The organism is Streptomyces longispororuber (genome assembly GCF_024448165.1).
GTDB lineage: Bacteria > Actinomycetota > Actinomycetes > Streptomycetales > Streptomycetaceae > Streptomyces > Streptomyces longispororuber_A.
In genome coordinates this window covers 1-22031 of the sequence record NZ_JAMOLN010000136.1, presented here as the reverse complement: position 1 = coordinate 22031, position 22031 = coordinate 1, and the positions used below count along the sequence as shown (strand labels likewise).

The following is a 22031-nucleotide window of genomic DNA, read 5'->3' as shown; positions in this document are numbered from 1 at the left end:
GGTGGATTTCACTCAGAAAGTTTTGCTCGCATGTTTGATCCACAAGCAAGTCCGGTTATCCACAGGGGAATTGACGATTCTGTGGACAAGTCTCAATCAATTGGCCCCATTTGGTCAACTATGCCGGATTTGGCATCACTTGAGGTCAATGCATCCAATGTCCTTGCCTGCACCTCGCGTTCGGTGGCCGCCGCGATGAACGCCGAGACGTTCTGCGGCCCAACCAGCGTGCGGACGGCCCGCATTGTCGCGGCCGGAACCGTGACGGACTGCGGCTCGTCCGCCGGGGACGCCACCGGTCCCTCGGCCAGGTGCCGGTGCAGGTGCTTGGTCGCGAACAGGCGCATGGCCCGGGCCAGTTCGGCGTCGACCGACTGCTGGGCGAGCGGGCGCAGCCGGCGTACGAGCGAGGCCGCTTCGGCGGCTTCCGCGTCCGTGGGCGGATACGGGCCGAGATAGCGCGCGAAGACGTGCTCGGTCGTGAACTCCAGGAAACGCGCCGCGATGTGCTCGATCTGTCCCCTCAACTCCCGCAGATGGCCGGAGATTGCCGACAGAGGAACTCCCGCCGCGTACAACTCCACTGCCACGGAGAGCTCCTGGGGACTCGGTACGAGGAACTCGTCGGACCTTCCCGGTACCCGCTCGAGCACGCCCAGCTCGATCGCGTCCTGCACGGCGGCCTCGTCGGGGTCCCCGCCGAACCTCAGGTCCAGCTCGGTCCGGGTGATGCGGCCCGCCCGCTCGTCCGTCCACGGGCCGTCCACCTCGGCGACCAGACCGAGTACGCCGCCGAGGCCCCGCCCCGCGTCCCAGGCCTCCAGGAGTTCCTTGATCGAGGCCAGGGTGTAGCCGCGGTCGAGCAGGTCGGCGATCTGGCGCAGCCGGGACAGGTGCGTGTCCGTGTACACATTGGCCCGGCCGCGGCGCTCGGGGCGCGGCAGCAGCCCGCGGTCCTGGTAGGCCCGGATCGTGCGGACCGTGGCGCCGCTGTGGTGGGCCAGGTCCTCGATCCGGTACTCGGCGGCCGATTGCTCCGTCACACCCACGCCCCTCGGTCGTACCTGGTCACAGCTGTGGAAGGGCCCCTTCCCGGCACGCGACGGCCGAGCGGCCGGTCGCGCCCGCCGCCGCCCGGGCCGCGGGCGAGGCAGCCAGGTACCCGACGGCCTTGCGCAGCGAACCCTCCTGCGAGGGATGGTACGACCGACGCAGGCAGCGGGGTACGGCCGCGCCCAACTCGCGCCAGGTGGGCAGCAGGTCGAGCGTCACCTCGTCGCAGCCCGCCCGGTCGTCCGCGCTCACAACGGCGGCTCCATCCGTGCGATCGCACGCAGCGCCCTGGGCGTGAAGCGGGACATGAGGTGGGCGCCGCGCGCCTCCGGGGTGACCGGGACGACCGCCTTGTCGTGCACGACGGCGCTCAGGATCGCGTCGGCGACCTTCTCCGGCGGGTAGTTGCGCAGGCCGTACAGGCGCGAGGACTTCTTCTGCCTGCGCTTCTCCTCCTCGGCGTCGACCCCGGCGAACCGGGCCGTCGCCGTGATGTTCGTGTTCACCAGTCCCGGGCAGATCGCGGACACCCCGATGCCCTGGTCCGACAGCTCGGCGCGCAGGCACTCGCTCAGCATGAGGACCGCCGCCTTGGACGTGGAGTAGGCGGGCAGCGCCTTCGAGGGCTGGTACGCCGCGGCGGACGCGGTGTTCACGATGTGGCCGCCCTGGCCGCGCTCGGCCATCTGCTTGCCGAAGAGCCGGCAGCCGTGGATGACGCCCCACAGATTCACGTCGAGGACCTTCTTCCAGTCCTCCGGGGTCGTGTCGAAGAAGGATCCGGACAGACCGATCCCCGCGTTGTTCACCAGGACGTCGAGCACGCCGTACTCGGCGGCGACCTTCTCGGCGAGCTTCTCCATGGCCTGCTCGTCGGTCACGTCGACGGTCTCGGCCCAGGCCGTCGGCGCGCCGATGAGCTGGGCCATCTCGGCGGTGCGCGCGGCGCTCTCGGCGTCCCGGTCGACCGCGATCACGCGCGCGCCGGCCTCGGCGAACGCGAACGCGGTGGCCCGGCCGATGCCGCTGCCCGCGCCGGTCACCAGGACGAGCTGGCCGCCGAACCGGTCCGCGTACTTGCCGTCGGCCACGGTGCGCTGTGCGGGTACGCCCGCCTCCAGGTCCTCGTTCGCCGTCACGAACTCGCCGATCCACGCGGTGAGTTGGTCCGGCCTGGTGCGCGGCACCCAGTGCTTGGCGGGCAGCGTACGGCGGGTCAGCCGGGGCGCCCACAGCTCCAGCTGGTCGTACAGCTTCGGTGACAGGAAGGCGTCGCCGAGCGGCGTGATGAGCTGCACGGGCGTGTGCGCGTACGCGTCCTCCCGGGGGCGGCGCAGCCTCGCCCGCACGTTGTCCCGGTAGAGCCACGCGCCGTGCGCGGCGTCCGAGGGCAGCGACGGCGTCGGGTAGTCACCGGCCGGGACCCGCTCCACGCGCTCCAGGATCTTCGGCCAGCGCTTGCCGAGCGGGCCGCGCCAGGCCAGCTCGGGCAGGACGGGCGTGTGCAGCATGTACACGTACCAGGACTTGGCGCCCTGGCCGAGGAGCTGGCCGACCTTGCGGGGCGTGGGCCGCTTCATGCGCTGCTTGATCCAGTGCCCGAAATGGTCGAGGGACGGGCCCGACATCGACGTGAAGGACGCGATGCGGCCCTCGGTGCGCTTGACCGTGACGAACTCCCACGACTGCACCGAACCCCAGTCGTGCCCCACCAGGTGGACGGGCCGGTCGGGGCTCACGGCGTCGATGACCGCCATGAAGTCGTCGGTCAGCTTCTCCAGCGTGTAGCCGCCGCGCAGCGGGGCCGGCGCCGTGGAGCGGCCCATCCCGCGCACGTCGTAGAGCACCACGTGGAAGCGGTCCGCGAGGCGGGTGGCGACCTCCGACCACACCTCCTTGGAGTCCGGATAGCCGTGCACGAGGACGACGGTCGGCCGCGCCGCGTCGCCGAGCTCCACGACGCACAGCTCGACCCCGCCCGTGCTCACCCAGCGCTCGCGCGCGCCATGGATCTTCATCAGGTCCGTCATCAGATGCCCTCCGCCCAGCGCCGCACGTGCGGCAGATCGTCGTCCAGCCAGAAGGCGCTCTCCTCGGGGTCCGTGGAGTCGGTGACCACGAGGATCTCCTCGAACTTCGCGCCCGTGCCGCGGAATCCGAGGTGCGGCTCCACCGCCCACAGACCGGGCCGCGGCGGATGGTCCGAGAACTTGTACGGCGACCACAGCGGCGACCAGCCGTCCCGGTGTCCGTGCACCGCGTCGCTCGCCAGGCCCTTGAGCGACTGGGTGCCGAAGCCGAACAGCGTGGGGTTGATCCGCCGCTCCCTGACCCGGTCGACCTTGTGCGCGATGACGCCGAAGGGGTACGCCCGGTGCCGGTTCGCATAGCCCTGGCGGACCATCAGCCGGTCGACGTCCTCGTAGATCTCGCGCAGCGTGCGGCGCTCCCGCACCTCGCGCAGGATCAGCTCGCGGTGGGCCTCCAGGTCCGCGAGCAGCTTGTCGTGCACGGGATTGAGGCCCAGGCAGCCCGAGTAGCCGATGTCCGCGGTGAAGCCCTTGTGGACCGGAGCCATGTCGAGGATGAACGGCATACCCGCCTCGAGCTTGCGGTTCGTCGGGAAGAACTGCAGCGGTATGCGGAAGTTCACGAACGCCGTGCGGTCCCCGAACCAGGCGAAGGGCAGGTGGAACCAGTCCCGCACCCCGCGCTCGCGCAGCCACTCCCGCTGCATCCGCGCCGCCTCGCGCTCCGTCACCCCGGGCTTGAGCTGCGCCGCGACCGCTTCCGCGCAGGCGTACGCCAGCGTCTGCACTTCCCTGAACCCCCGCAGCTCCGCGGAGAGTTCCCGTACCACTGCTGAGGTCATGCCACCGTCCGTCCCGGTCACGGCCGCCCGTGACCGGGCCGTCGCCGTACGCGCTCGTAACTTGACACTGATGAATGTGACAATGCCTGGCGGCGACGTCAAGGGGCCTGCAGCAAGGTGTGGAAAAGCTCCGTGATGTGCACAGCGCGGCCACCGTGACGAGGGAAGGGCCCGGGCGGGACGGGCTACTCAGGTAGGACCCCTAGGGACCCGTAATACTCAGGTCTCATACGAGGTCGACCCCACGGTCTGACGCCTGGGTGTGTTCTGCGCCACTACCGTCGAAACGTGACTGTGATCGCGACCGAAAGCCTGAGCAAGCGGTTCCCCCGGGTGACCGCGCTTGACCGGCTGACCATGGACATCGGGCCCGGTGTGACCGGACTCGTCGGAGCCAATGGAGCCGGCAAGTCCACCATGATCAAGATCCTGCTGGGTCTGTCCCCCGCCACGGAGGGCCGCGCCGAAGTGCTCGGACTCGACGTCGCGACCAAGGGTGCCGAGATCCGCGAGCGGGTCGGGTACATGCCGGAGCACGACTGTCTGCCGCCCGACGTCTCGGCCACCGAGTTCGTCGTCCACATGGCGCGGATGTCCGGCCTGCCCCCGACCGCGGCCCGCGAGCGCACGGCGGACACGCTGCGCCACGTCGGCCTGTACGAGGAGCGCTACCGCCCCATCGGCGGCTATTCGACGGGCATGAAGCAGCGCGTGAAGCTGGCCCAGGCGCTGGTCCACGACCCGCAGCTGGTGTTCCTGGACGAGCCGACGAACGGGCTCGACCCGGTCGGCCGGGACGACATGCTCGGCCTGATCCGCCGCGTCCACACGGACTTCGGCATCTCGGTCCTGGTCACCTCGCACCTGCTCGGCGAGCTCGAGCGCACCTGTGACCATGTCGTCGTCATCGACGGCGGCAAGCTGCTGCGCTCCAGCTCCACCACGGACTTCACGCAGAACACGGCGACGCTCGCGATCGAGGTCACCGACACCGACGAACACCCCGACGGCACGCGCGCGTTGCGCGACGCCTTCGCCCGGCGCGGCATCGAGACCCACACGGGCGGCGAGCTGCCGGGCGCCGGCCACACCGTCCTCATCACCGCACAGGGCGAGGAGACGTACGACATCGTGCGCGACGTCGTCGCGGACCTCGGCCTCGGCCTGGTCCGCATGGAGCAGCGCAGGCACCAGATCGCGGAGGTCTTCCGCCCGGCGGCCGAGCAGCAGCAGGAGCATCTCGCCTCCGTGACCGCACAGCAGACGGGAGGCGGGCGCGATGACCACTGAGCCCATGCCCACGGACCGCGCGTCCACCCAGATCCACAACATCGGCTACCGCCACTACGACGGCCCGCGCCTCGGCCGCGCGTACGCCCGGCGCTCGCTCTTCTCGCAGAGCCTGCGCGGCGCGTACGGCCTGGGCCGCTCGGCCAAGTCGAAGGTGCTGCCGATGCTGCTCTTCGTGGTGATGTGCGTGCCGGCCCTGATCATGGTCGCGGTCGCCGTCGCCACGAAGGCGAAGGACCTCCCGCTGGACTACACGCGCTACGCGATCGTCCTCCAGGCGGTGATCGGCCTCTACGTGGCGTCCCAGGCGCCGCAGGCCGTCTCCCGCGACCTGCGCTTCAAGTCGATCCCGCTCTACTTCTCGCGGCCCATCGAGCGCGTCGACTACGTGGTCGCGAAGTTCGCCGCCATGGCATCGGCCCTGTTCATCCTCACGGCCGCGCCGCTGATCGTCCTCTACGTAGGCTCGCTGCTCGCCAAGCTGGACTTCACCGAGCAGACCAAGGGATTCGCCCAAGGACTGGTATCCGTGGTGCTGTTGTCGCTGCTCTTCGCCGGGATCGGCCTCGTCGTCTCCGCGGTCACCCCACGCCGCGGCTTCGGCATCGCCGCCGTCATCGCCGTCCTGACCATCTCCTACGGGGCGGTCTCCACGGTCCAGGCGATCGCGGACACGCAGGACAACGGCAGCGCGGTGACCTGGCTCGGCCTCTTCTCGCCGATCACGCTCATCGACGGCGTACAGACCGCCTTCCTCGGTGCCACGTCCGCCTTCCCCGGAGCCGAAGGCCCCTCGGCCGGCCAGGGCGTGATCTATCTGCTCGTCGTCCTCGGGCTCATCGCAGGTTCCTACGGGCTGCTGATGCGCCGCTACCGGAAGGTCGGACTGTGACCTCGATCAACATCGACCACGTATCGCGCTGGTTCGGCAACGTCGTCGCGGTCAACGACATCACGATGACCATCGGCCCCGGCGTCACCGGCCTGCTCGGTCCGAACGGCGCGGGGAAGTCCACGCTGATCAACATGATGGGCGGCTTCCTGGCTCCGTCGAACGGATCGGTGACCCTCGACGGTCAGCCGATCTGGCGCAACGAACAGATCTACCGGCACATCGGCATCGTCCCCGAGCGCGAGGCGATGTACGACTTCCTCACGGGCCTCGAATTCGTCGTCGCCAACGCGGAGTTGCACGGCCTCGGCAAGAAGGCGGCCCAGCAGGCACTCGCCACCGTCGAGATGGAGTACGCGCAGGACCGCAAGATCTCGACGTACTCCAAGGGCATGCGCCAGCGCGTGAAGATGGCGTCCGCGCTGGTCCACGACCCGTCGGTGCTCCTCCTCGACGAGCCGTTCAACGGGATGGACCCGCGCCAGCGGATGCAGCTCATGGACCTGTTGCGCCGCATGGGAGACGAGGGCCGCACGGTGCTCTTCTCCTCGCACATCCTCGAAGAGGTCGAGCAGCTCGCCTCGCACATCGAGGTGATCGTCGCCGGACGGCACGCGGCCAGCGGCGACTTCCGCAAGATCCGCCGGCTGATGACCGACCGCCCGCACCGCTACCTGGTCCGCTCCAGCGACGACCGCGCGCTGGCCGCCGCACTGATCGCGGACCCGTCCACAGCGGGCATCGAAGTCGACCTGAAGGAGGGCGCGTTGCGCATCCAGGCCGTCGACTTCGGCCGGTTCACGGTGCTGCTCCCGAAGGTCGCGCAGGCCCACGGCATCCGCCTGCTCACGGTCTCGCCGTCCGACGAGTCCCTCGAGTCCGTCTTCTCGTATCTCGTCGCGGCCTAGTCACGGCGTAGGAGGCCCTGATGTACGACCCCACTGTCGCCCGGCTCACCTACCGAGCACTGCTCGGCCGCCGCCGGGCCCTCATCCTCTTCGCGCTGCCGGTGCTGCTCGTCGTGATCGCCGCCCTGGTGCGCGGCCTCACGGGAGCCGACGACCAGACCGCGTCCGACGTCCTGGGCGGCTTCGCGCTCGCCACGATGGTGCCGCTCATCGGTGTCATCGCGGGCACCGGCGCGATCGGCCCGGAGATCGACGACGGCTCCGTCGTCTATCTGCTGTCGAAGCCGATCAAGCGGCCCACGATCATCTTCACCAAGCTCATCGTGGCCGTCGCCGTCACGATGGTGTTCTCCGCCGTCCCGACGCTGATCGCGGGCCTGATCCTGAACGGGAACGGGCAGCAGATCGCCGTCGCGTACACGATCGCCGCCCTCGTGGCCTCCATCGCGTACGCCGCGATCTTCCTGCTGCTCGGCACGGTCACCCGGCACGCGGTCGTCTTCGGTCTGGTCTATGCCCTCGTCTGGGAGGCCCTCTTCGGCTCCCTGGTCGCCGGGGCGCGCACCCTCAGCGTGCAGCAGTGGTCCCTCGCGGTCGCCCACAAGGTGTCCGGCGGCGACCTCGTCACCTCGGACGTGGGCCTGCCCCTCGCGACCGTGTTCCTCGTGGCCGTGACCGTCCTGGCGACCTGGTACGCGGGACAGAAGCTGCGCACGCTGAAGCTGGCGGGCGAGGAGTAGGCCCGGCCCCGCGCCGGATCCGCGATCTTGACGCTGCCTTCACCCTCCCGTCCGGAGACTGATGGGAGGGTGTGCTGTCCGATGTGCCGCCCGAGGAGGACCCGAGATGGCATCCGAACCGATCCGCGAGGGGGACCGGCCCGGTCAGGGCGACGACACCTGGGACGACGTGGTCCTGGACGCCGACTTCATACGCTCCGCGGAGACCGCCGAGCCGTCCGCGCGGGCCCGCATGCTCACCGCGCGGTGGCGCGACGGCGGACCGGATCCGCAGCCCTGGCGCTCGGACGAGCCGCCCGCGGGCTGGTTCTTCAGCAAGGCGCGACGGCGCAGGTGGCGGCGCCGTAAGTGAGCCGCGATGCGATCGATGCCGCGATTTATTCGGTGGCGGTGAACTCGGCGCGGGGGCACAGTAGTTGTGTCACCGCGCCGGGCCGGTTCTGATGCCGTCGGCGCCCGTCCACTGGGAGAGGAGCGAGACGATGATGATCAGTAGTCCGTCCAGCTCCCGACAGGGCAGCCCCAGGCCGGCTCCGGAGTAGTCACTGCACTCCGTGGAGCCCCGCCCCAGGGGTACTGCCCGGGGCGGCCGCTTCGAGCACGTGCCCTCAGCGGCATGTGGGCCGCCCACCCGGAGGATTGGCCGAGTGGTAAGGCAGCGGCTTGCTAAGCCGTCGTCGGGGCTGGAAACCCCGCGCGCGTTCGATCCGCGCATCCTCCGCCACCGTTGCAGAGCTCAGCCCACTGTGGCCGGGCTCAGCCCAGCAACCGCTCCAGCACCACCGCGATCCCGTCGTCCGCGTTCGACGACGTGACCTCGCTGGCCACCGACTTCAGCTCCGCGTGCGCGTTGGCCATCGCCACGCCGTGCGCCGCCCAGCCGAACATCGGGATGTCGTTGGGCATGTCGCCGAAGGCGATCGTGTCCGCGGCCTTCGCGCCCAGGCGGCGGGCCGCCAGGGAGAGGCCCGTGGCCTTGGAGAGGCCGAGCGGGAGCAGCTCCACGATGCCCTCACCGGCCATCGTGACGCCGACCAGATCGCCGGCCACGGTGCGGGCCACCGCCGCCAGCTCGTCGTCCGTCATGCCGGGGTGCTGCACGTACACCTTGTTGAGCGGCGCGGCCCACAGCTCCGAGACGTCCGTGAACGGCACGGCCGGCAGATGCCCCTCGCCCACCTGGTACCCGGGCCCGACGATCACCTCGCCCTCCAGGCCGTCCCGGCTCGCGGCCAGCGCCAGCGGGCCGAGCTCCGCCTCGATCTTCGACAGCGCCAGACCGGCCAGCTGCCGGTCGAGGGTCACGGACGTGAGGAGGCGGTGCTCCCCCGCGTGGTAGACCTGCGCGCCCTGGCCGCACACCGCGAGTCCCTCGTAACCGAGGTCGTCGAGGATGTGCCGGGTCCAGGGCACGGCCCTGCCGGTCACGATGATGTGCGCGGCGCCCGCCGCGGTGACCGCGGTGAGCGCCTCACGGGTGCGCGTGGAGACGGTCTCGTCGGGACGCAGCAGCGTTCCGTCGAGGTCGGTCGCGACGAGCTTGTACGGAAACGCAGGTGACACGGGAGCGGGGTGGCTCACTTGGGGATCGGCTCCAGACTGCACTTATTTGGGGTCAAGCGTGGTTCGTCCCCCGAGGTACGGACGCAGCACCTCCGGCACGTGCACGGAGCCGTCGGCCTGCTGGTGATTCTCCAGGATGGCGACGATCGTGCGCGGAACGGCGCACAGCGTGCCGTTCAGCGTCGCGAGGGGCTGGACCTTCTTGCCGTCCCGCATCCGGACCGACAGGCGGCGTGCCTGGAAGCCGTCGCAGTTCGACGCCGAGGTCAGCTCGCGGTACTTGCCCTGCGTCGGGATCCACGCCTCGCAGTCGAACTTGCGCGAGGCGGAGGAGCCGAGGTCACCGGTGGCGACGTCGATCACCTGGAAGGGCAGCTCCAGGCCGGTCAGCCACTGCTTCTCCCAGTCCAGGAGCCGCTGGTGCTCGTTCTGCGCGTCCTCCGGGTCGACGTACGAGAACATCTCGACCTTGTCGAACTGGTGCACGCGGAAGATGCCGCGGGTGTCCTTGCCGTACGTGCCCGCCTCGCGGCGGAAGCAGGGCGAGAAACCGGCGTAGCGCAGCGGGAGCTGGTCCGCGTCGATGATCTCGTCCATGTGGTACGCGGCGAGCGGGACCTCGGAGGTGCCGACCAGGTAGTAGTCGTCCTTCTCCAGGTGGTACACGTTCTCCGCGGCCTGGCCGAGGAAGCCCGTGCCCTCCATGGCGCGCGGGCGCACCAGGGCCGGGGTCAGCATCGGCGTGAAGCCGGCCTCGGTGGCCTGCGCGATCGCCGCGTTGACGAGCGCGAGCTCCAGGAGCGCGCCGACGCCCGTCAGGTAGTAGAAGCGCGAGCCGGAGACCTTCGCGCCGCGCTCGACGTCGATGGCGCCGAGCGCCTCGCCGAGCTCCAGGTGGTCCTTGGGCTCGAAGCCCTCGGCGCCGAAGTCGCGGATCGTGCCGTGCGTCTCCAGGACGACGAAGTCCTCCTCGCCGCCGCGCGGGACGTCGGGGTGCACGATGTTGCCGAGCTGGAGCGCCAGGCGGTGGGTCTCTTCCTCGGCCTCGCGCTGCTCGGCCTCGGCCGCCTTCACGGCGGCGGACAGCTCGCCCGTCTTCTTCAGCAGCTCCTGGCGCTCCTCGGGGGAGGCCTTGGGGATCAGCTTGCCGAGCGACTTCTGCTCGGAGCGGAGTTCGTCGAAGCGGAGCCCGGACGACCTGCGCCGCTCGTCGGCGGACAGGACGGAGTCGACGAGCGCGACGTCCTCTCCACGGGCGCGCTGGGAGGCGCGAACACGGTCGGGGTCCTCACGGAGCAGGCGAAGGTCAATCACCCCTCAAGGCTACCGGTGCGCGGTTCCGGCTCTCGACCCGATATCCGTTGCGCTGCTTTATGCCCTATTTGCCGGAATGTGAATTAAGGGCGGAACGCGGCCGGAAAAGATCGACACGGGGCCTGTGGGTGACTGTCAATAAGAACGCGCCCTTTCCCTGGAAAGGGGCATGTGGAAGGTGCCGCCTTGACTCGACTCCCTTGTGGGAGCCGGGACTTGGGCCCCTGTTGTCCACAGGAGTACACAGCTTCGAAGAGTTATCCACAGGCTGTGAGAAAGAACTGTGGACACCGGAAGTGATCGTTCCGAAAGCCGCATGTGTGGCGAAGGATTCCCGTTCCAAACCCGACTCATGCTCACTTTCGGGTGGAAACCCTTCACTCCAAAGAGTTGATCAAGGGAAAAGGGTGGACGAGGGGTGACGTGCGGGGCTGTGGACGGACTTGTGGGCTGTAGGGCGATTTGTCGACCATGTCACGCCTTCCTGTCGACTTGTCCCCAGGTCGAGAAGGTCACCTGTGGATAACTCTTGTGGATGAAGAAAATCCGCTGGTAGGACAGGGTGCCGAGGCCACAGGAAACCGGGCCCGACGGTGGAGAACCGGGCCCGGCGGGGTGCGACAGTTCGCTAGAAGCGACCGTCCTGGCAGCGCGCCAGCCAGTCCGACGCCGCCACGAACTCGTCGTCGGACGTGCCCGTGCGCGGCGGCCGCACGTCCGTGACGGCGACGCCCGCACGCGGGTACGAACCGAGGAAGCGGACCTTCGGGCACGCCCGCTTCAGGCCCATCAGCGCCTCGGCCACCCGGCGGTCCGAGATGTGGCCTTCCGCGTCGATGGCGAAGCAGTAGTCACCGATGCCCTTACCGGTGGGCCGGGACTGCAGCAGCATCAGGTTGACCCCGCGGATCGCGAACTCCTGAAGGAGCTCCATCAGGGCACCGGGATGGTCCTCGCGCTGCCAGATGACGACCGACGTCTTGTCCGCGCCGGTCGGCGCCGCGGGCCGGGCGGGACGGCCGACCAGCACGAACCGGGTCTGCGCGTTGTCCGCGTCGTGGATCTCGGTGACCAGCGGCACCAGGCCGTAGCGCTCGGCCGCGAACTCCCCGGCGAACGCGGCGTCGAACCGGCCCTCCTGCACGAGCCGCGCACCGTCCGCGTTCGACGCGGACGACTCCCAGGTCACGTCCGGCAGATGCGCCTTCATCCAGTTCCTGACCTGCGGCTGGGCCGCCGGATGCGCGGTGACCGTCTTGATCTCGCTCAGCGCGGTGCCCGGCCGGACCAGCAGGGCGAACGTGATGTCCAGCAGCACTTCGCGGTAGATCATCAGCGGCTCGCCCGCGACCAGCTCGTCGAGGGTCGTGGTGATGCCGCCCTCGACCGAGTTCTCGATCGGCACGAACGCGGCCTCGGCCTCGCCGTTGCGGACGGCGTCGAGCGCCGCGGGCACGGACACCACCGGGACGAGTTCACGGGTCGCCGTCTCCGGGAGCGTGCGCAGAGCGACTTCGGTGAAGGTGCCCTCGGGGCCGAGATACGCGTAGCTGGCTGGCATGGGGTCACCCTAATGGGCCCTGTGGGGCACGGCTCACGGACGCGTCACCGACCACTCCGGACGGTGACACCGACCCCGACCGCTCAGTCCTCCAGCAGCTCCTGCCCCACGTAGCCGCCCTTCGCCGTCCCGCCCGGCACCGCGAACAGCCCGCTCGCCTCGTGGCGGATGAACTGCGACAGCGCGTCACCGCGGTCGAGCTTGCGCTGCACCGGTACGAAGCCGCGCAGCGGGTCCGCCTGCCAGCACACGAAGAGCAGCCCCGCGTCCGGGACGCCGTCCGCGTCGAAGCCGTCGTGGAACGAGAACGGGCGGCGCAGCATCGCGGCACCGCCGTTCTGGTCGGGGCGGCTGATCCGGGCGTGGGCGTTGATCGGGACGACGAGGTCGCCGTTCGCGTCGGTCTTCTCCAGGTCGGGATCGGTCGTCTCGTCGCCGCCGCTCAGCGGTGCACCGGTCGACTTCTTGCGGCCGATGACGTCCTCCTGCGCCGTCGTCGCGAGCTTCTCCCAGTCGTCCAGGAGCATCCGGATCCGGCGCACGACGGCGTACGAGCCGTTCGCCATCCACGCGGGCGAGCCCGAGCCCGGCACGAAGATCCGCCGGTCGAAGTCCGACTCCGACGGCTTGGGGTTGTTGGTCCCGTCGACCTGGCCCATCAGATTGCGGGCGGTCATCGGGTGGGAGGTGGCACCGGGCGAGCGGTTGAAGCCGTTCATCTGCCAGCGCACCTTCGCCGCGCCGCGCGCGTCCTTCTGGAGGGCCCGCAGTGCGTGGAAGGCGACCAGGGAGTCGTCGGCGCCGATCTGCACCCACAGGTCGCCGTTGCTGCGCGCCTTGTCGAGGTGGTCGGAGAAGAAGTCCGGCAGCGGGTCGAGCGCGGCCGGGCGCTGCTTCTCCAGTCCCGTGCGGGAGAAGAAGCCGTGGCCGAAGCCGAAGGTGACCGTGAGGGAGGACGGGCCGGCGTCCCGGGCGACATCGGTGTCGTCGGAGCCGGCCGGCTCGCCCGCCATCAGCCGCTCCGCCGTCGCCGACCAGCGGCGCAGCAGCGCGGCGGCCTCCTTGCGGCCCGCGCCCGCGGCGAGGTCGAAGGCGACGAGGTGGCCGCGGGCCTGCATCGGGGTGGTGATCCCGGGCTGATGTTTCCCGTGAAACATCACCTCGTCCGCGCCCAGCGACGTCAACGCGGCCTGCTGATCGGGGGAGTTCGAGGACGCCGTGGCATAGCCCGCGCCCGCGCCGACGGCGCCCAGGGCGATGCCGGTGGCGCCCGCCGTCCCGATCAGCCGTCGCCGGGAGATGCCCGACGGCGCGTCCTTGGTGGTGTCAGCCATGGTGGTTCAGCCGATCTTCGCGTTCTTGGTGACGGTCACTTGGTCGATGTCGGAGGTGCGCACGGTCATCGCGATCTTCCAGTCGCCGGCCACCGGGACCTGGACGCCGCTGGCGGTCCAGTGACCCGTGGCGATGTGGTCGGGCACGACGGAGAGCGGACCGATCTTCTTCGACTCCAGGGTGAAGGCGATCTTCACCTCGGGAACGTCGAAGGCCTTGCCGTTGGGCCGCTCCACGTAGACGTGCATGTCGTTGTCGCCGGTGCGGCCCGGGTCGAGGTCCAGCAGGACCGTGCCCTTGCCGTCCTCGCCCCCGGTGTCGAACGGCACCTTCAGGGACAGCGGCCCCGACTGCGTCTGCGCGGCGGAGGTGGCGGACTTGGCCTCCTCCTCCGTACGGCCCGGCTCGGTGGAGGTCAGCACGGTGGTGACGGCGAGCAGGACGACCGCGACGCCCGCCTCGGCGAGCACGGAGCGGCGCAGCCCGAAGCGGTGCGGGTCGGCGTCGCGGACCCGCTTCTCCCGGGCGGTGTCCATCGCGGCACGCTGCCGGGCGAGCTGGGCGGCCCGCTCGGGGTCCTCGGCCTTGGCGCCGGCCCCGACCGTGACCGGCTCCTTCTTCTTCTCCGCCGTGCGCTGCTCCACCACGGTCGTGGCGGCGGCCTCGGGGGACAGCTGCTCGGAGAGCCGGCCCGTCCACCGGCGCGAGATCCAGGCGATGCCGACGAGCACGGCCACCAGACCGATCTTGACCAGCAGCAGCTGCCCGTACCGCGTGCCGGTCAGCGCCGACCAGGAGCCGACCTGCCGCCACGACTGGTAGAGCCCGGTCGCCGCCAGGGCGGCGACGCTCCAGAAGGCCACGCGGGAGAAGCGGCGTACCGCGGAACCCTCGATGGAGGGCGCCCGGTACAGCGCGACGAGCAGGGTCGTCAGACCGCCGAGCCAGGCTGCGACCGCCAGCAGGTGCAGCACGTCGACGGGCATCGCGAGGCCGGCCTGGATGCCGGTCGAGGCGTGCTCCGCCATGGCCCAGGTCGCGGCCAGGCCGGCCGCGACGACGGTGCCGCCGATCGCGAGCCCGAAGGTGAGGTCCTTGATCTCCTTCTTGTCGCCGTCCTCGGCACGCTTCACGTAGGCGCCGAAGAGCACCGCGATGAAGAGCGCGGCCGCCGCGAGCAGCAGCAGTCGGGACGTCAGTGCGGCACCGGTCTTCGTCTGCAGCACCTGGCCGAGCAGCGTCATGTCGAAGATGTCGGCGACCTTCCCCGACCCGGTGTACGAACCGCGCATCAGGAGCATCGCGATGGTGGCCGCGGTCAGCGCGGTCCACGCCCCGACCACGACCCGCTGCACCGGCTTGATCCCGGCGCCGCGCGGCCAGCACCCGAGCACGAACGCCGCGCCGCCCACGAGCAGCATGAAGCCCGCGTACGAGACGTAGCGCGCGAAGCCGTAGAGACCGCCGACGACACCGCCCCCGGCGTTCTGGTCGGCGACCACGGCGGCCGTCTTGGAGGGGGCGCCGATGGAGAAGGTGAAGGCGCCGGAGACGGGGTGGCTGTCGGCCGAGACGACCTGGTAGGCGACGGTGAACGTGCCGTCGGGCAGCCCCGAGTGGAGGCCCACCGTGTACGTCGTGCCGCCCGCGCGGCCGACCTTGCCGTCGTCGACGCGCTTGCCCGAGGGGTCGAGCACGCGCACGGCGCCGCCGGACACGGCGATCTCCTCGGAGAAGGTCAGCGACACCTTCTCCGGCGCCGTCTCGACCACCGCTCCCTGCTGGGGGTCGCTCCCGGTCAGCGCGGCGTGCGCGGACGCGGGAGCGGCGCCGGCCAGGAGCGCTCCGGTGACGGCGAGGAACAGCAGCACCAGGTGCCACGTGCGGGGAGCGATGGTCTTCACGTGCGGTCAGCCCCTCAATGAGACGCGTGCGACGTCGGGTTGTAGGTGGCGGCCTTCACCGGGAAGGCGACGGTGACGGTGCCGGACTCGGCGAAGTGCAGCCGCACGGACACCTTGTCGCCCTCCTTCGGCCGCTGCTTCAGGTTCTCGAACATGAGGTGGTTCCCGCCCCGCTCGAAGTCCAGCTCGCCGTTCGCGGGGACGGCGAAGGAGTCCTGCTCCTTCATGACGCCGCCCTTGGTGCTGTGCAGGGTGACCTGCCCGGCGATGTCGCTGCTCACGGAGGTGAGGGTGTCGGCGCCGCCGCCGTTGTGCACGACGAAGAAGCCGGCCGCCATGTCACCGGAGGCGGGCGCGGGGATGAAGGCGTCCTCGACCTTCACCTCGGGCTTGCCGGCGGAGCCGTCGGAACCGGAGTCGGAGCCGCAGGCCGTCAGGGCGAGCGAGGCGGCGAGAGCCGTGGCGCCGAGCGCGACGGCCGTCCGCCTCACGGCTTCGCTCCCCGGACGAGCTTGGGGAGGTCCTTGGTGTAGTCGTCGACGGTGGCGTCCTCGCCGTACAGGACGTATCCGCCGTCGGTCTTCGGCGAGAAGGCGATGACCTGCGTGCCGTGCATCGACACGAGCTTGCCCTTCTTGTCCTTCTGCGTCGGCTCGATGGAGATGCCGAGCTTGCGGGCGCTGCCCTGGATGGTGGCGAAGTCGCCGGTCAGGCCGATGAAGTCGGGGTCCTGGGCCTTGAGCCACTTGCCCAGCACGGCCGGGGTGTCACGGTCCGGGTCGGTGGTGACGAAGACGACCTGCAGCTTGTCCTGCTCGGCCTTGGGCAGGGCCTTCTTGGCGACGGCGATGTTGCTCATCGTCAGCGGGCAGACGTCGGGGCAGTTCGTGTAGCCGAAGTAGATCAGCGTCGGCTTGCCCGCGGTCTGCGCGCGCAGGTCGAACTTCTTGCCGTGGGTGTCGGTGAGGACCAGGTCGGGCTTCTCGAAGGGCTTGTCGAGGACCGTGGCCGCCTTCTGCGAACCGGTCTCCTCGGACACCTCGGCGACGGGCTTGCCGCTGTCGTCGCCGCTTCCGCAGGCCGACAGGGCGAACGTGGCCGCCGTGACCAGGCCGGCGGCGGCGAGCAGGGTCTTCTTGCTCAGCTTCGTGGTCTTGCGCATAGAAAAATGTCCCAGATGTGAGGGGGCCGGCGGATGCCGGGGTCGCCCACCGCGACCCCGGCACCCGCCATGGGTGGCTCAGCTGTTGGTACGCCGACGGCCCGCGAGAACGCCGAACGCCACACCGGCGATGCCGACGACGATGCCGACGATGCCGAGGACGCGGGCGGTGGTGTCGCTGTCGGAGCTGCCGGAATCTGCGGCGGACGTGTCCGAGGAGGCCGCGGCGGCCTCCTTCTTGTCGTCGGAGGCGGCGCCGGAGGCACCGTGCTCGTCGCCCTCCGCGGCCGACAGCTCAAGGGTGGGCGCCGGGTTCTCCGGCTCCTCCTGGCCCTTCTGCTGCGGCTCGATCCAGCGCACGACCTCCTTGTTGTCGTACGTCTGGATCGCCTTGAAGACGAGCTGGTCCGTGTCCGTCGGCAGCTGGCCGATGGACAGCGGGAACTTCTGGAAGTAGCCGGGCTGCACGCCCTTGGCGTCGCCCGAACCGGTCGCGGTCCAGGTGACCTTGGAGACGGCCTCGGTGATCTTCTCGCCGTGCATCTCCAGCGGCTTGTCGAGCTTCGACTTGGTGACCTCGGCCTTCCAGCCCGGGATGGGCTGCGGCATCACCGAGGCGAGCGGGTGGTCGGTCGGGAAGCTGACCTCGAGCTTGGTCGTGGCGGCGTCGTCGCGCTCGTTGGGGACCTTGAAGTCGACCACGGCGTAACCGCCCTTGGCGGCGGTGCCCTCGGGCTGCACGCTCACGTGCGCGAAGGCCGGGGCGGAGACGAGGACGACGGAGGAGACGGCGGCGGCACCGACGAGAGCGGCGCGGGACATCTTCTTCATGGCAGAAAGAACTCCACGTTCAGCGGGATCCAGCGAAGGGTGAAGGGGCGCGACCGCGAGAACGCACGTCTACGGAGGAGCGGAGAACACGTCTACGTAGCGGCGAGAAAAGCGGGTACGCGCGCGTGCCGCACGGCACACCTCACCCCGCGCGGTACGCGGTGGAGTACGGATGCCGTGTCAGGCAGCGAGGAGGAACGCGTCGGCGACGGGCGGCCCGCGCCGGATCACCGAGTGCTGAAGCGCCGCCGCCCGCAGCACGGGGGGCGGTCCGAACCCGCCGCGCGGCGCCCACGGCACACCCTCGGGCGAGCCCGTGAGGCCCGCGCGCAGGGCGCGTACGAGAGCGAGGGCCGCGCGCAGGGCCCGGACGAGGGCGCCTTCCGCGACGCTCTGCGCCGACAGCCGCGAGAGCCGCACGAGGCGGCCGAGGGCGAGATCGCCGCGGCGCAGCAGCCAGCCCGCGCCGGCCGCGGCCAGCAGGTGACCGATGAGCATCGGCAGGGACGGCAGCAGCGGCATCGAGGCACTCGCCGCGCCCGCCATGTCGTGGTGCGCCCCGGTGGACGGCACGCGCGCGCTGTCGAGGATCCGCTGCGCCTGCACCGGGCTGAGCGCCGAGGCACCCGCCCCGCACATCAGGCGTGCGGCCTGCTCGACGACGGAGGGCTGCGCCGTGTCCATGGCCATGGAACCGTGCTGCCCCACCCCGAAGAGGCAGTGCAGGCCGATCTGTCCGGTGCCCAGCAGCGCGGCGATGCCCGGCAGCGACCGCTCACGGCCGGCCAGCGGCACGGCCGCACAGAAGACGGCGAGGAAGCCGAGGGACAGCGACCACAGCGGAACGGTGGCCGTGGAACCGAGGACGTGCCCCGCCGCGGACAGCACGACGCAGACCGCGGCGAACACCGCGGCCCTCAGCAGCCGAAGATCGGCCGCGCTGCGCTGGCGCTGGTGGGGGGCAGACATGGCGGGCTCATCATCGCACTGGGCTTACCCGCTCCATACGGCAGGTCCGCAAGGTCCGGTATCTCCTTTACCCCGCCGTCACGGGACTCCGCATCGGCCGTATGGGCGGTATCACGTCAACTGGGCGATTGCGCGGGGCTGGTGGCGGCAATACGTATCGGTATGTCGAGCCGCGGCCTGGAGGCTGGAACATGAGCATCTGGTGGTCCCTCCATCTGCGGCGCGATGCTGCGAGCGTGCCGCTCGCCCGACGCCTCCTCATGGGCACCATGGAGACCGCGGGTGTCGATCCCGACATCTCCTACGACCTGTCGGTCGCGCTCAGCGAGGCGTGTGCGAACGCGGTGGAGCACGGCGGGTCCGGGACGGCCAGCGAGTCGGCCGGCGCCTATCGGGTCACCGCCTATCTGGACGGCGAGAAGTGCCGCATCGAAGTGGCCGACTCGGGCCCTGGCTTCCCCGCCCTGCGGGGCCGTGCCACGGCGGCCGTCCGCCCGGCGCCCGACCGCCCCGACCCCGACTGCGCGGAGAACGGCAGGGGCCTGTTCCTCATCCAGGAACTGGCCGATCACGTGCACTTCGTGAACCGGCCGGGCAGGGGCGGCGCCGTGGTCAGCTTCGACAAGATCCTCAAGTGGAAGAAGGACGCGCCGCTGGTGGCGGTGTGAACCGTCCGCGGCGCGACGGACGGACGACGGACACGGCAGAGGGCCGCGACAGCACGTCGCGGCCCTCTGCCGTGCGGTGTCCCGGGGGGATCAGCCCTTCAGGCGCGCCATCCACGCCTCGACCTCGTCGGAACGGCGCGGCAGGCCCTCCGACAGGTTCCGGTTGCCGTCCTCGGTGACGAGGATGTCGTCCTCGATGCGGACGCCGATGCCGCGGTACTCCTCGGGGACCGTCAGGTCGTCGGCCTGGAAGTACAGACCCGGCTCGACGGTGAGGACCACGCCGGGCTCCAGCGTGCCGTCCACGTACGTCTCGGTCCGCGCGACCGCGCAGTCGTGGACGTCCATGCCGAGCATGTGACCCGTGCCGTGCAGGGTCCAGCGGCGCTGCAGACCCAGCTCCAGGACGCGCTCCACCGGGCCCTCGACCAGACCCCACTCGACGAGCTTCTCGGCGAGCACGCGCTGCGAGGCGTCGTGGAAGTCGCGGTACTTGGCACCCGGCTGCACGGCCGCGATACCGGCCTCCTGGGCCTCGTACACGGCGTCGTAGATCTTCCGCTGGATCTCGCTGTACGTGCCGTTGATCGGCAGCGTGCGCGTGACGTCGGCGGTGTAGTACGTGTGCGTCTCGACGCCCGCGTCCAGCAGGAGCAGGTCGCCGGAGCGGACCGGACCGTCGTTGCGGACCCAGTGCAGCGTGCAGGCGTGCGGGCCCGCGGCGCAGATGGAGCCGTAGCCGATGTCGTTGCCCTCCACGCGCGCGCGGAGGAAGAACGTGCCCTCGATGTAGCGCTCGCTGGTCGCCTCGGCCTTGTCGAGGACCTTCACGACGTCCTCGAAGCCGCGCACCGTCGAGTCGACGGCCTTCTGCAGCTCGCCGATCTCGAACGCGTCCTTCACGATCCGCGCCTCGGAGAGGAAGACCCGCAGCTCCTCGTCGCGCTCCGCGGTGACCTTGTCGGTCAGGGCGGCCTCGATGCCGGCGTCGAAGCCGCGCACGACGCGCACCGGGCCGGTGGCCTCGCGCAGCTTGCCGGCGAGCTCGCGGACGTCGGAGGCGGGGATGCCGTACAGCTTCCCGGCCTCGGTCAGGGAGTGCCGGCGGCCGACCCACAGCTCGCCCTGGCCGTCGAGCCAGAACTCGCCGTTCTCCCGGTCGGAGCGCGGCAGCAGGTAGATGGTGGCCTCGTGGCCGTCGCCCTTGGGCTCCAGGACGAGGACGCCGTCCTCCGTCTGGTTGCCGGTCAGGTACGCGTACTCGACCGAGGCGCGGAAGGCGTACTCCGTGTCGTTCGAGCGCGTCTTGAGGTTGCCCGCGGGCACGACGAGGCGCTCGCCCGGGAAGCGGGCGGACAGCGCGGCACGGCGGGCGGCGGTCTCCGCGGCCTGCGCGATCGGCCGCAGGTCGTGCAGCTCGGTGTCGGCCCAGCCGGACTTCATGTTCTCGGCGAGCTCGTCGGACACGCCCGGGTAGAGGCCGTTCTTGCGCTGCTTGATGGGCTCTTCTTCCGGGGTCTCCGGGGTGGTGAGCTCCTCCGACACGGTTCCTCCTCGACGGGTCCTCGGAATGCCCGGGTACGGCCTGGATATGGCCTGAAATGGCAGTGGACCCCCTCCATCGTACGAGCGTACGGAAGGGGGTCCAGGGCCGGATGACCTCTTACAAAGCGGCTCTTACAGGCAGTACGGGACCGGCTACTCGAATCGGGCCGCGAGCAGGACCACGTCCTCGTCGCTGTCGACCGCGTCGAGCCCGTCCGGGAGCACGGTGTGCAGCACGTGGTCCGCGATCGCGCCCGGGTCGTCGCGCAGGCCCTTCGGGACGCTCGCGGCGGCCGCGTGGAGGCGGGTGAACGCGCGGTCCATGGGGTCGCCGGTGCGGTGCAGCAGGCCGTCCGTGTACAGCAGCACGGTCTCGCCGGGCTCCGGCGCGATCTCCACGCTCGGCGCCTCCCAGCAGGCGAGCATCCCGAGCGGCGCCGACAGCGTGGTCTCCGCGAACTCCGTGCGCCGCTCGCCGATCACCAGCGGCGGGGCGTGCCCCGCGCCCGCGAGCACGATCTTGCGCTGCGCCGGCTCGCAGTAGGCGAACAGGGCGGTGGCGCTGCGCGCGGGCTCGGTCAGCCGCAGCAGCAGCTCCAGGTCGGACAGGACCGCGACCGGGTCCTCGCCCTCCATGACGGCGTACGCCCGGAGCGAGGCGCGCAGCCGGCCCATCGCGGCGACCGCGCTCGCGCCGGAGCCGGTGACGGAGCCGACCGCGAGCCCGAGTGCGCCCTCGGGCAGCGGCAGCGCGTCGTACCAGTCGCCGCCGCCGCGCGGCCCGGAGCGGTGCCGCACGGCGAGCTGCACACCGGCGACGCGGGGCAGGCGCGCCGGCAGCAGCTCGTCGGCGAGCGTGCGCGACCACGCGCGCGTGCGCTCCGTTTCGAGGAGGCGGGCCAGGTGCTCGGTGGCGTAGCGGGCGTACAGGCCGATCAGGTGGCGCTGGCGCTCCACGGGCTCGGCCGGCTCGTCGTACAGCCAGACGGCCGCGCCGAGCCGGCCCGCCGCGTCGGTGGCGAGCGGCAGCGTGAAGCTCGCCGCGTAGCCGAGGCGGGCGGCGACCTCGCGGTGGCGCGGGTCGAGCCCGTCCTCGGAGAGCAGGTCGGCACGGCACTCGGGGTCGGTGCTGAGCCCGTCCAGGATCCGGCCGTACGAGGTGGCGCCGCGCGGCACCGTCTCGATGTGCCCGAGGTCGGGGCGGGACAGGCCGAGCCCGACGGTGGTGTCGGGTCCCAGTCCGTCGCCCGGCTCCAGCACGACAAGTCCGCGCCGGGCGCCCACCAGGGCGGCTCCGGCGCGCAGCAGTTCGTGCAGTGCGTCCTCGAGTGCGGCCGTGCGGGCCAGCCGTTCCGTGAGTTCGTGCAGGGTCGTGAGGTCGGAGACCCAGCCGGCGAGGCGGTCCTGGATCACCGCTCCGGGGG

Annotated in this window: 20 protein-coding genes, 1 tRNA gene and 1 pseudogene; 7 read left to right on the top strand and 15 right to left on the bottom strand. The window is 70.8% G+C overall.

The features are described from left to right. Positions 1-92: 92 nt before the first annotated feature. From M4J07_RS31405 to M4J07_RS31390, 4 genes and pseudogenes are all read right to left on the bottom strand, one after another. Entirely contained in the window at positions 93-1043 is a 951-nt protein-coding gene (locus M4J07_RS31405) for a MerR family transcriptional regulator (RefSeq protein WP_255977274.1), read from the bottom strand. Positions 1044-1068: 25 nt separating this feature from the next. Continuing rightward, a pseudogene (locus M4J07_RS31400) lies at positions 1069-1260 on the bottom strand (hypothetical protein); the annotation flags it as partial. A gap of 41 nt (positions 1261-1301) precedes the next feature. After that, a complete protein-coding gene (locus tag M4J07_RS31395; protein WP_255977291.1) occupies positions 1302-3071 on the bottom strand; it encodes an SDR family oxidoreductase in 1770 nt (589 codons plus the stop codon). Positions 3072-3082: 11 nt separating this feature from the next. Beyond that, entirely contained in the window at positions 3083-3925 is an 843-nt protein-coding gene (locus tag M4J07_RS31390; protein ID WP_255977272.1) for a M24 family metallopeptidase, read from the bottom strand. Between the two features lie 294 nt (positions 3926-4219). On the opposite strand from M4J07_RS31390, the gene M4J07_RS31385 reads away from it, so the two are divergent. From M4J07_RS31385 to M4J07_RS31360, 6 genes are all read left to right on the top strand, one after another. Beyond that, positions 4220-5215 (top strand): ABC transporter ATP-binding protein, encoded by a 996-nt coding sequence (locus M4J07_RS31385; protein ID WP_255977289.1) that lies wholly within the window; start codon positions 4220-4222, stop codon positions 5213-5215. Continuing rightward, positions 5205-6107, top strand: coding sequence for an ABC transporter permease (locus tag M4J07_RS31380; protein ID WP_255977270.1), 903 nt, complete (start codon positions 5205-5207; stop codon positions 6105-6107). Before M4J07_RS31385 ends, M4J07_RS31380 begins: the two co-directional genes overlap by 11 nt. Next, on the top strand, positions 6104-7015 hold the full coding sequence (locus tag M4J07_RS31375; RefSeq protein WP_255977267.1) for an ABC transporter ATP-binding protein: 912 nt from the start codon (positions 6104-6106) through the stop codon (positions 7013-7015). Before M4J07_RS31380 ends, M4J07_RS31375 begins: the two co-directional genes overlap by 4 nt. A 20-nt stretch (positions 7016-7035) precedes the next feature. Then, the gene (locus tag M4J07_RS31370) at positions 7036-7755 is read left to right on the top strand and encodes an ABC transporter permease (protein ID WP_255977265.1); all 720 of its coding nucleotides are present in this window, start codon (positions 7036-7038) and stop codon (positions 7753-7755) included. Positions 7756-7861: 106 nt separating this feature from the next. Further along, entirely contained in the window at positions 7862-8107 is a 246-nt protein-coding gene (locus tag M4J07_RS31365; RefSeq protein ID WP_255977263.1) for an SGM_3592 family protein, read from the top strand. 281 nt (positions 8108-8388) lie between these two features. Beyond that, positions 8389-8479 (top strand) — tRNA-Ser (locus M4J07_RS31360). A gap of 32 nt (positions 8480-8511) precedes the next feature. Here the strand turns inward: M4J07_RS31360 and M4J07_RS31355 are convergent. The 9 genes from M4J07_RS31355 to M4J07_RS31315 form a co-directional block, all read right to left on the bottom strand. Further along, positions 8512-9318 carry an HAD family hydrolase gene (locus M4J07_RS31355; RefSeq protein ID WP_255977261.1) on the bottom strand — a complete coding sequence of 269 codons (807 nt, stop codon included), beginning with the start codon at positions 9316-9318 and terminating at the stop codon, positions 8512-8514. A 42-nt stretch (positions 9319-9360) separates the two neighbouring features. Further along, on the bottom strand, positions 9361-10632 hold the full coding sequence (gene serS, locus M4J07_RS31350; RefSeq protein WP_255977259.1) for a serine--tRNA ligase: 1272 nt from the start codon (positions 10630-10632) through the stop codon (positions 9361-9363). Between the two features lie 628 nt (positions 10633-11260). After that, positions 11261-12193, bottom strand: coding sequence for a prephenate dehydratase (gene pheA, locus M4J07_RS31345; protein ID WP_255977257.1), 933 nt, complete (start codon positions 12191-12193; stop codon positions 11261-11263). An 83-nt stretch (positions 12194-12276) separates the two neighbouring features. Continuing rightward, the gene (gene efeB, locus M4J07_RS31340; protein WP_255977255.1) at positions 12277-13527 is read right to left on the bottom strand and encodes an iron uptake transporter deferrochelatase/peroxidase subunit; all 1251 of its coding nucleotides are present in this window, start codon (positions 13525-13527) and stop codon (positions 12277-12279) included. A gap of 6 nt (positions 13528-13533) precedes the next feature. Further along, entirely contained in the window at positions 13534-15432 is a 1899-nt protein-coding gene (locus tag M4J07_RS31335; protein ID WP_255977253.1) for a copper resistance CopC/CopD family protein, read from the bottom strand. A 14-nt stretch (positions 15433-15446) separates the two neighbouring features. Next, positions 15447-15923 (bottom strand): copper chaperone PCu(A)C, encoded by a 477-nt coding sequence (locus M4J07_RS31330; RefSeq protein ID WP_255977251.1) that lies wholly within the window; start codon positions 15921-15923, stop codon positions 15447-15449. Beyond that, a complete protein-coding gene (locus tag M4J07_RS31325; protein WP_255977249.1) occupies positions 15920-16594 on the bottom strand; it encodes an SCO family protein in 675 nt (224 codons plus the stop codon). Before M4J07_RS31325 ends, M4J07_RS31330 begins: the two co-directional genes overlap by 4 nt. A gap of 78 nt (positions 16595-16672) precedes the next feature. Continuing rightward, on the bottom strand, positions 16673-17425 hold the full coding sequence (locus M4J07_RS31320) for a YcnI family copper-binding membrane protein (RefSeq protein ID WP_255977247.1): 753 nt from the start codon (positions 17423-17425) through the stop codon (positions 16673-16675). 180 nt (positions 17426-17605) lie between these two features. Beyond that, positions 17606-18394: a hypothetical protein gene (locus M4J07_RS31315; RefSeq protein WP_255977245.1), complete on the bottom strand. Its 789-nt coding sequence runs from the start codon at positions 18392-18394 to the stop codon at positions 17606-17608. A 191-nt stretch (positions 18395-18585) separates the two neighbouring features. Here M4J07_RS31315 and M4J07_RS31310 point away from each other — a divergent pair, with 191 nt between their 5' ends. Beyond that, a complete protein-coding gene (locus M4J07_RS31310) occupies positions 18586-19062 on the top strand; it encodes an ATP-binding protein (RefSeq protein ID WP_255977243.1) in 477 nt (158 codons plus the stop codon). Between the two features lie 90 nt (positions 19063-19152). Here M4J07_RS31310 and M4J07_RS31305 read toward each other — a convergent pair whose 3' ends face one another. Both M4J07_RS31305 and M4J07_RS31300 read right to left on the bottom strand, forming a co-directional pair. After that, positions 19153-20607, bottom strand: a complete 1455-nt coding sequence (locus M4J07_RS31305) for an aminopeptidase P family protein (protein ID WP_255977242.1) — start codon at positions 20605-20607, stop codon at positions 19153-19155. Between the two features lie 153 nt (positions 20608-20760). Continuing rightward, on the bottom strand, positions 20761-22031 hold a 1271-nt coding region (locus tag M4J07_RS31300; protein ID WP_255977240.1), incomplete at its 5' end, for a PP2C family protein-serine/threonine phosphatase.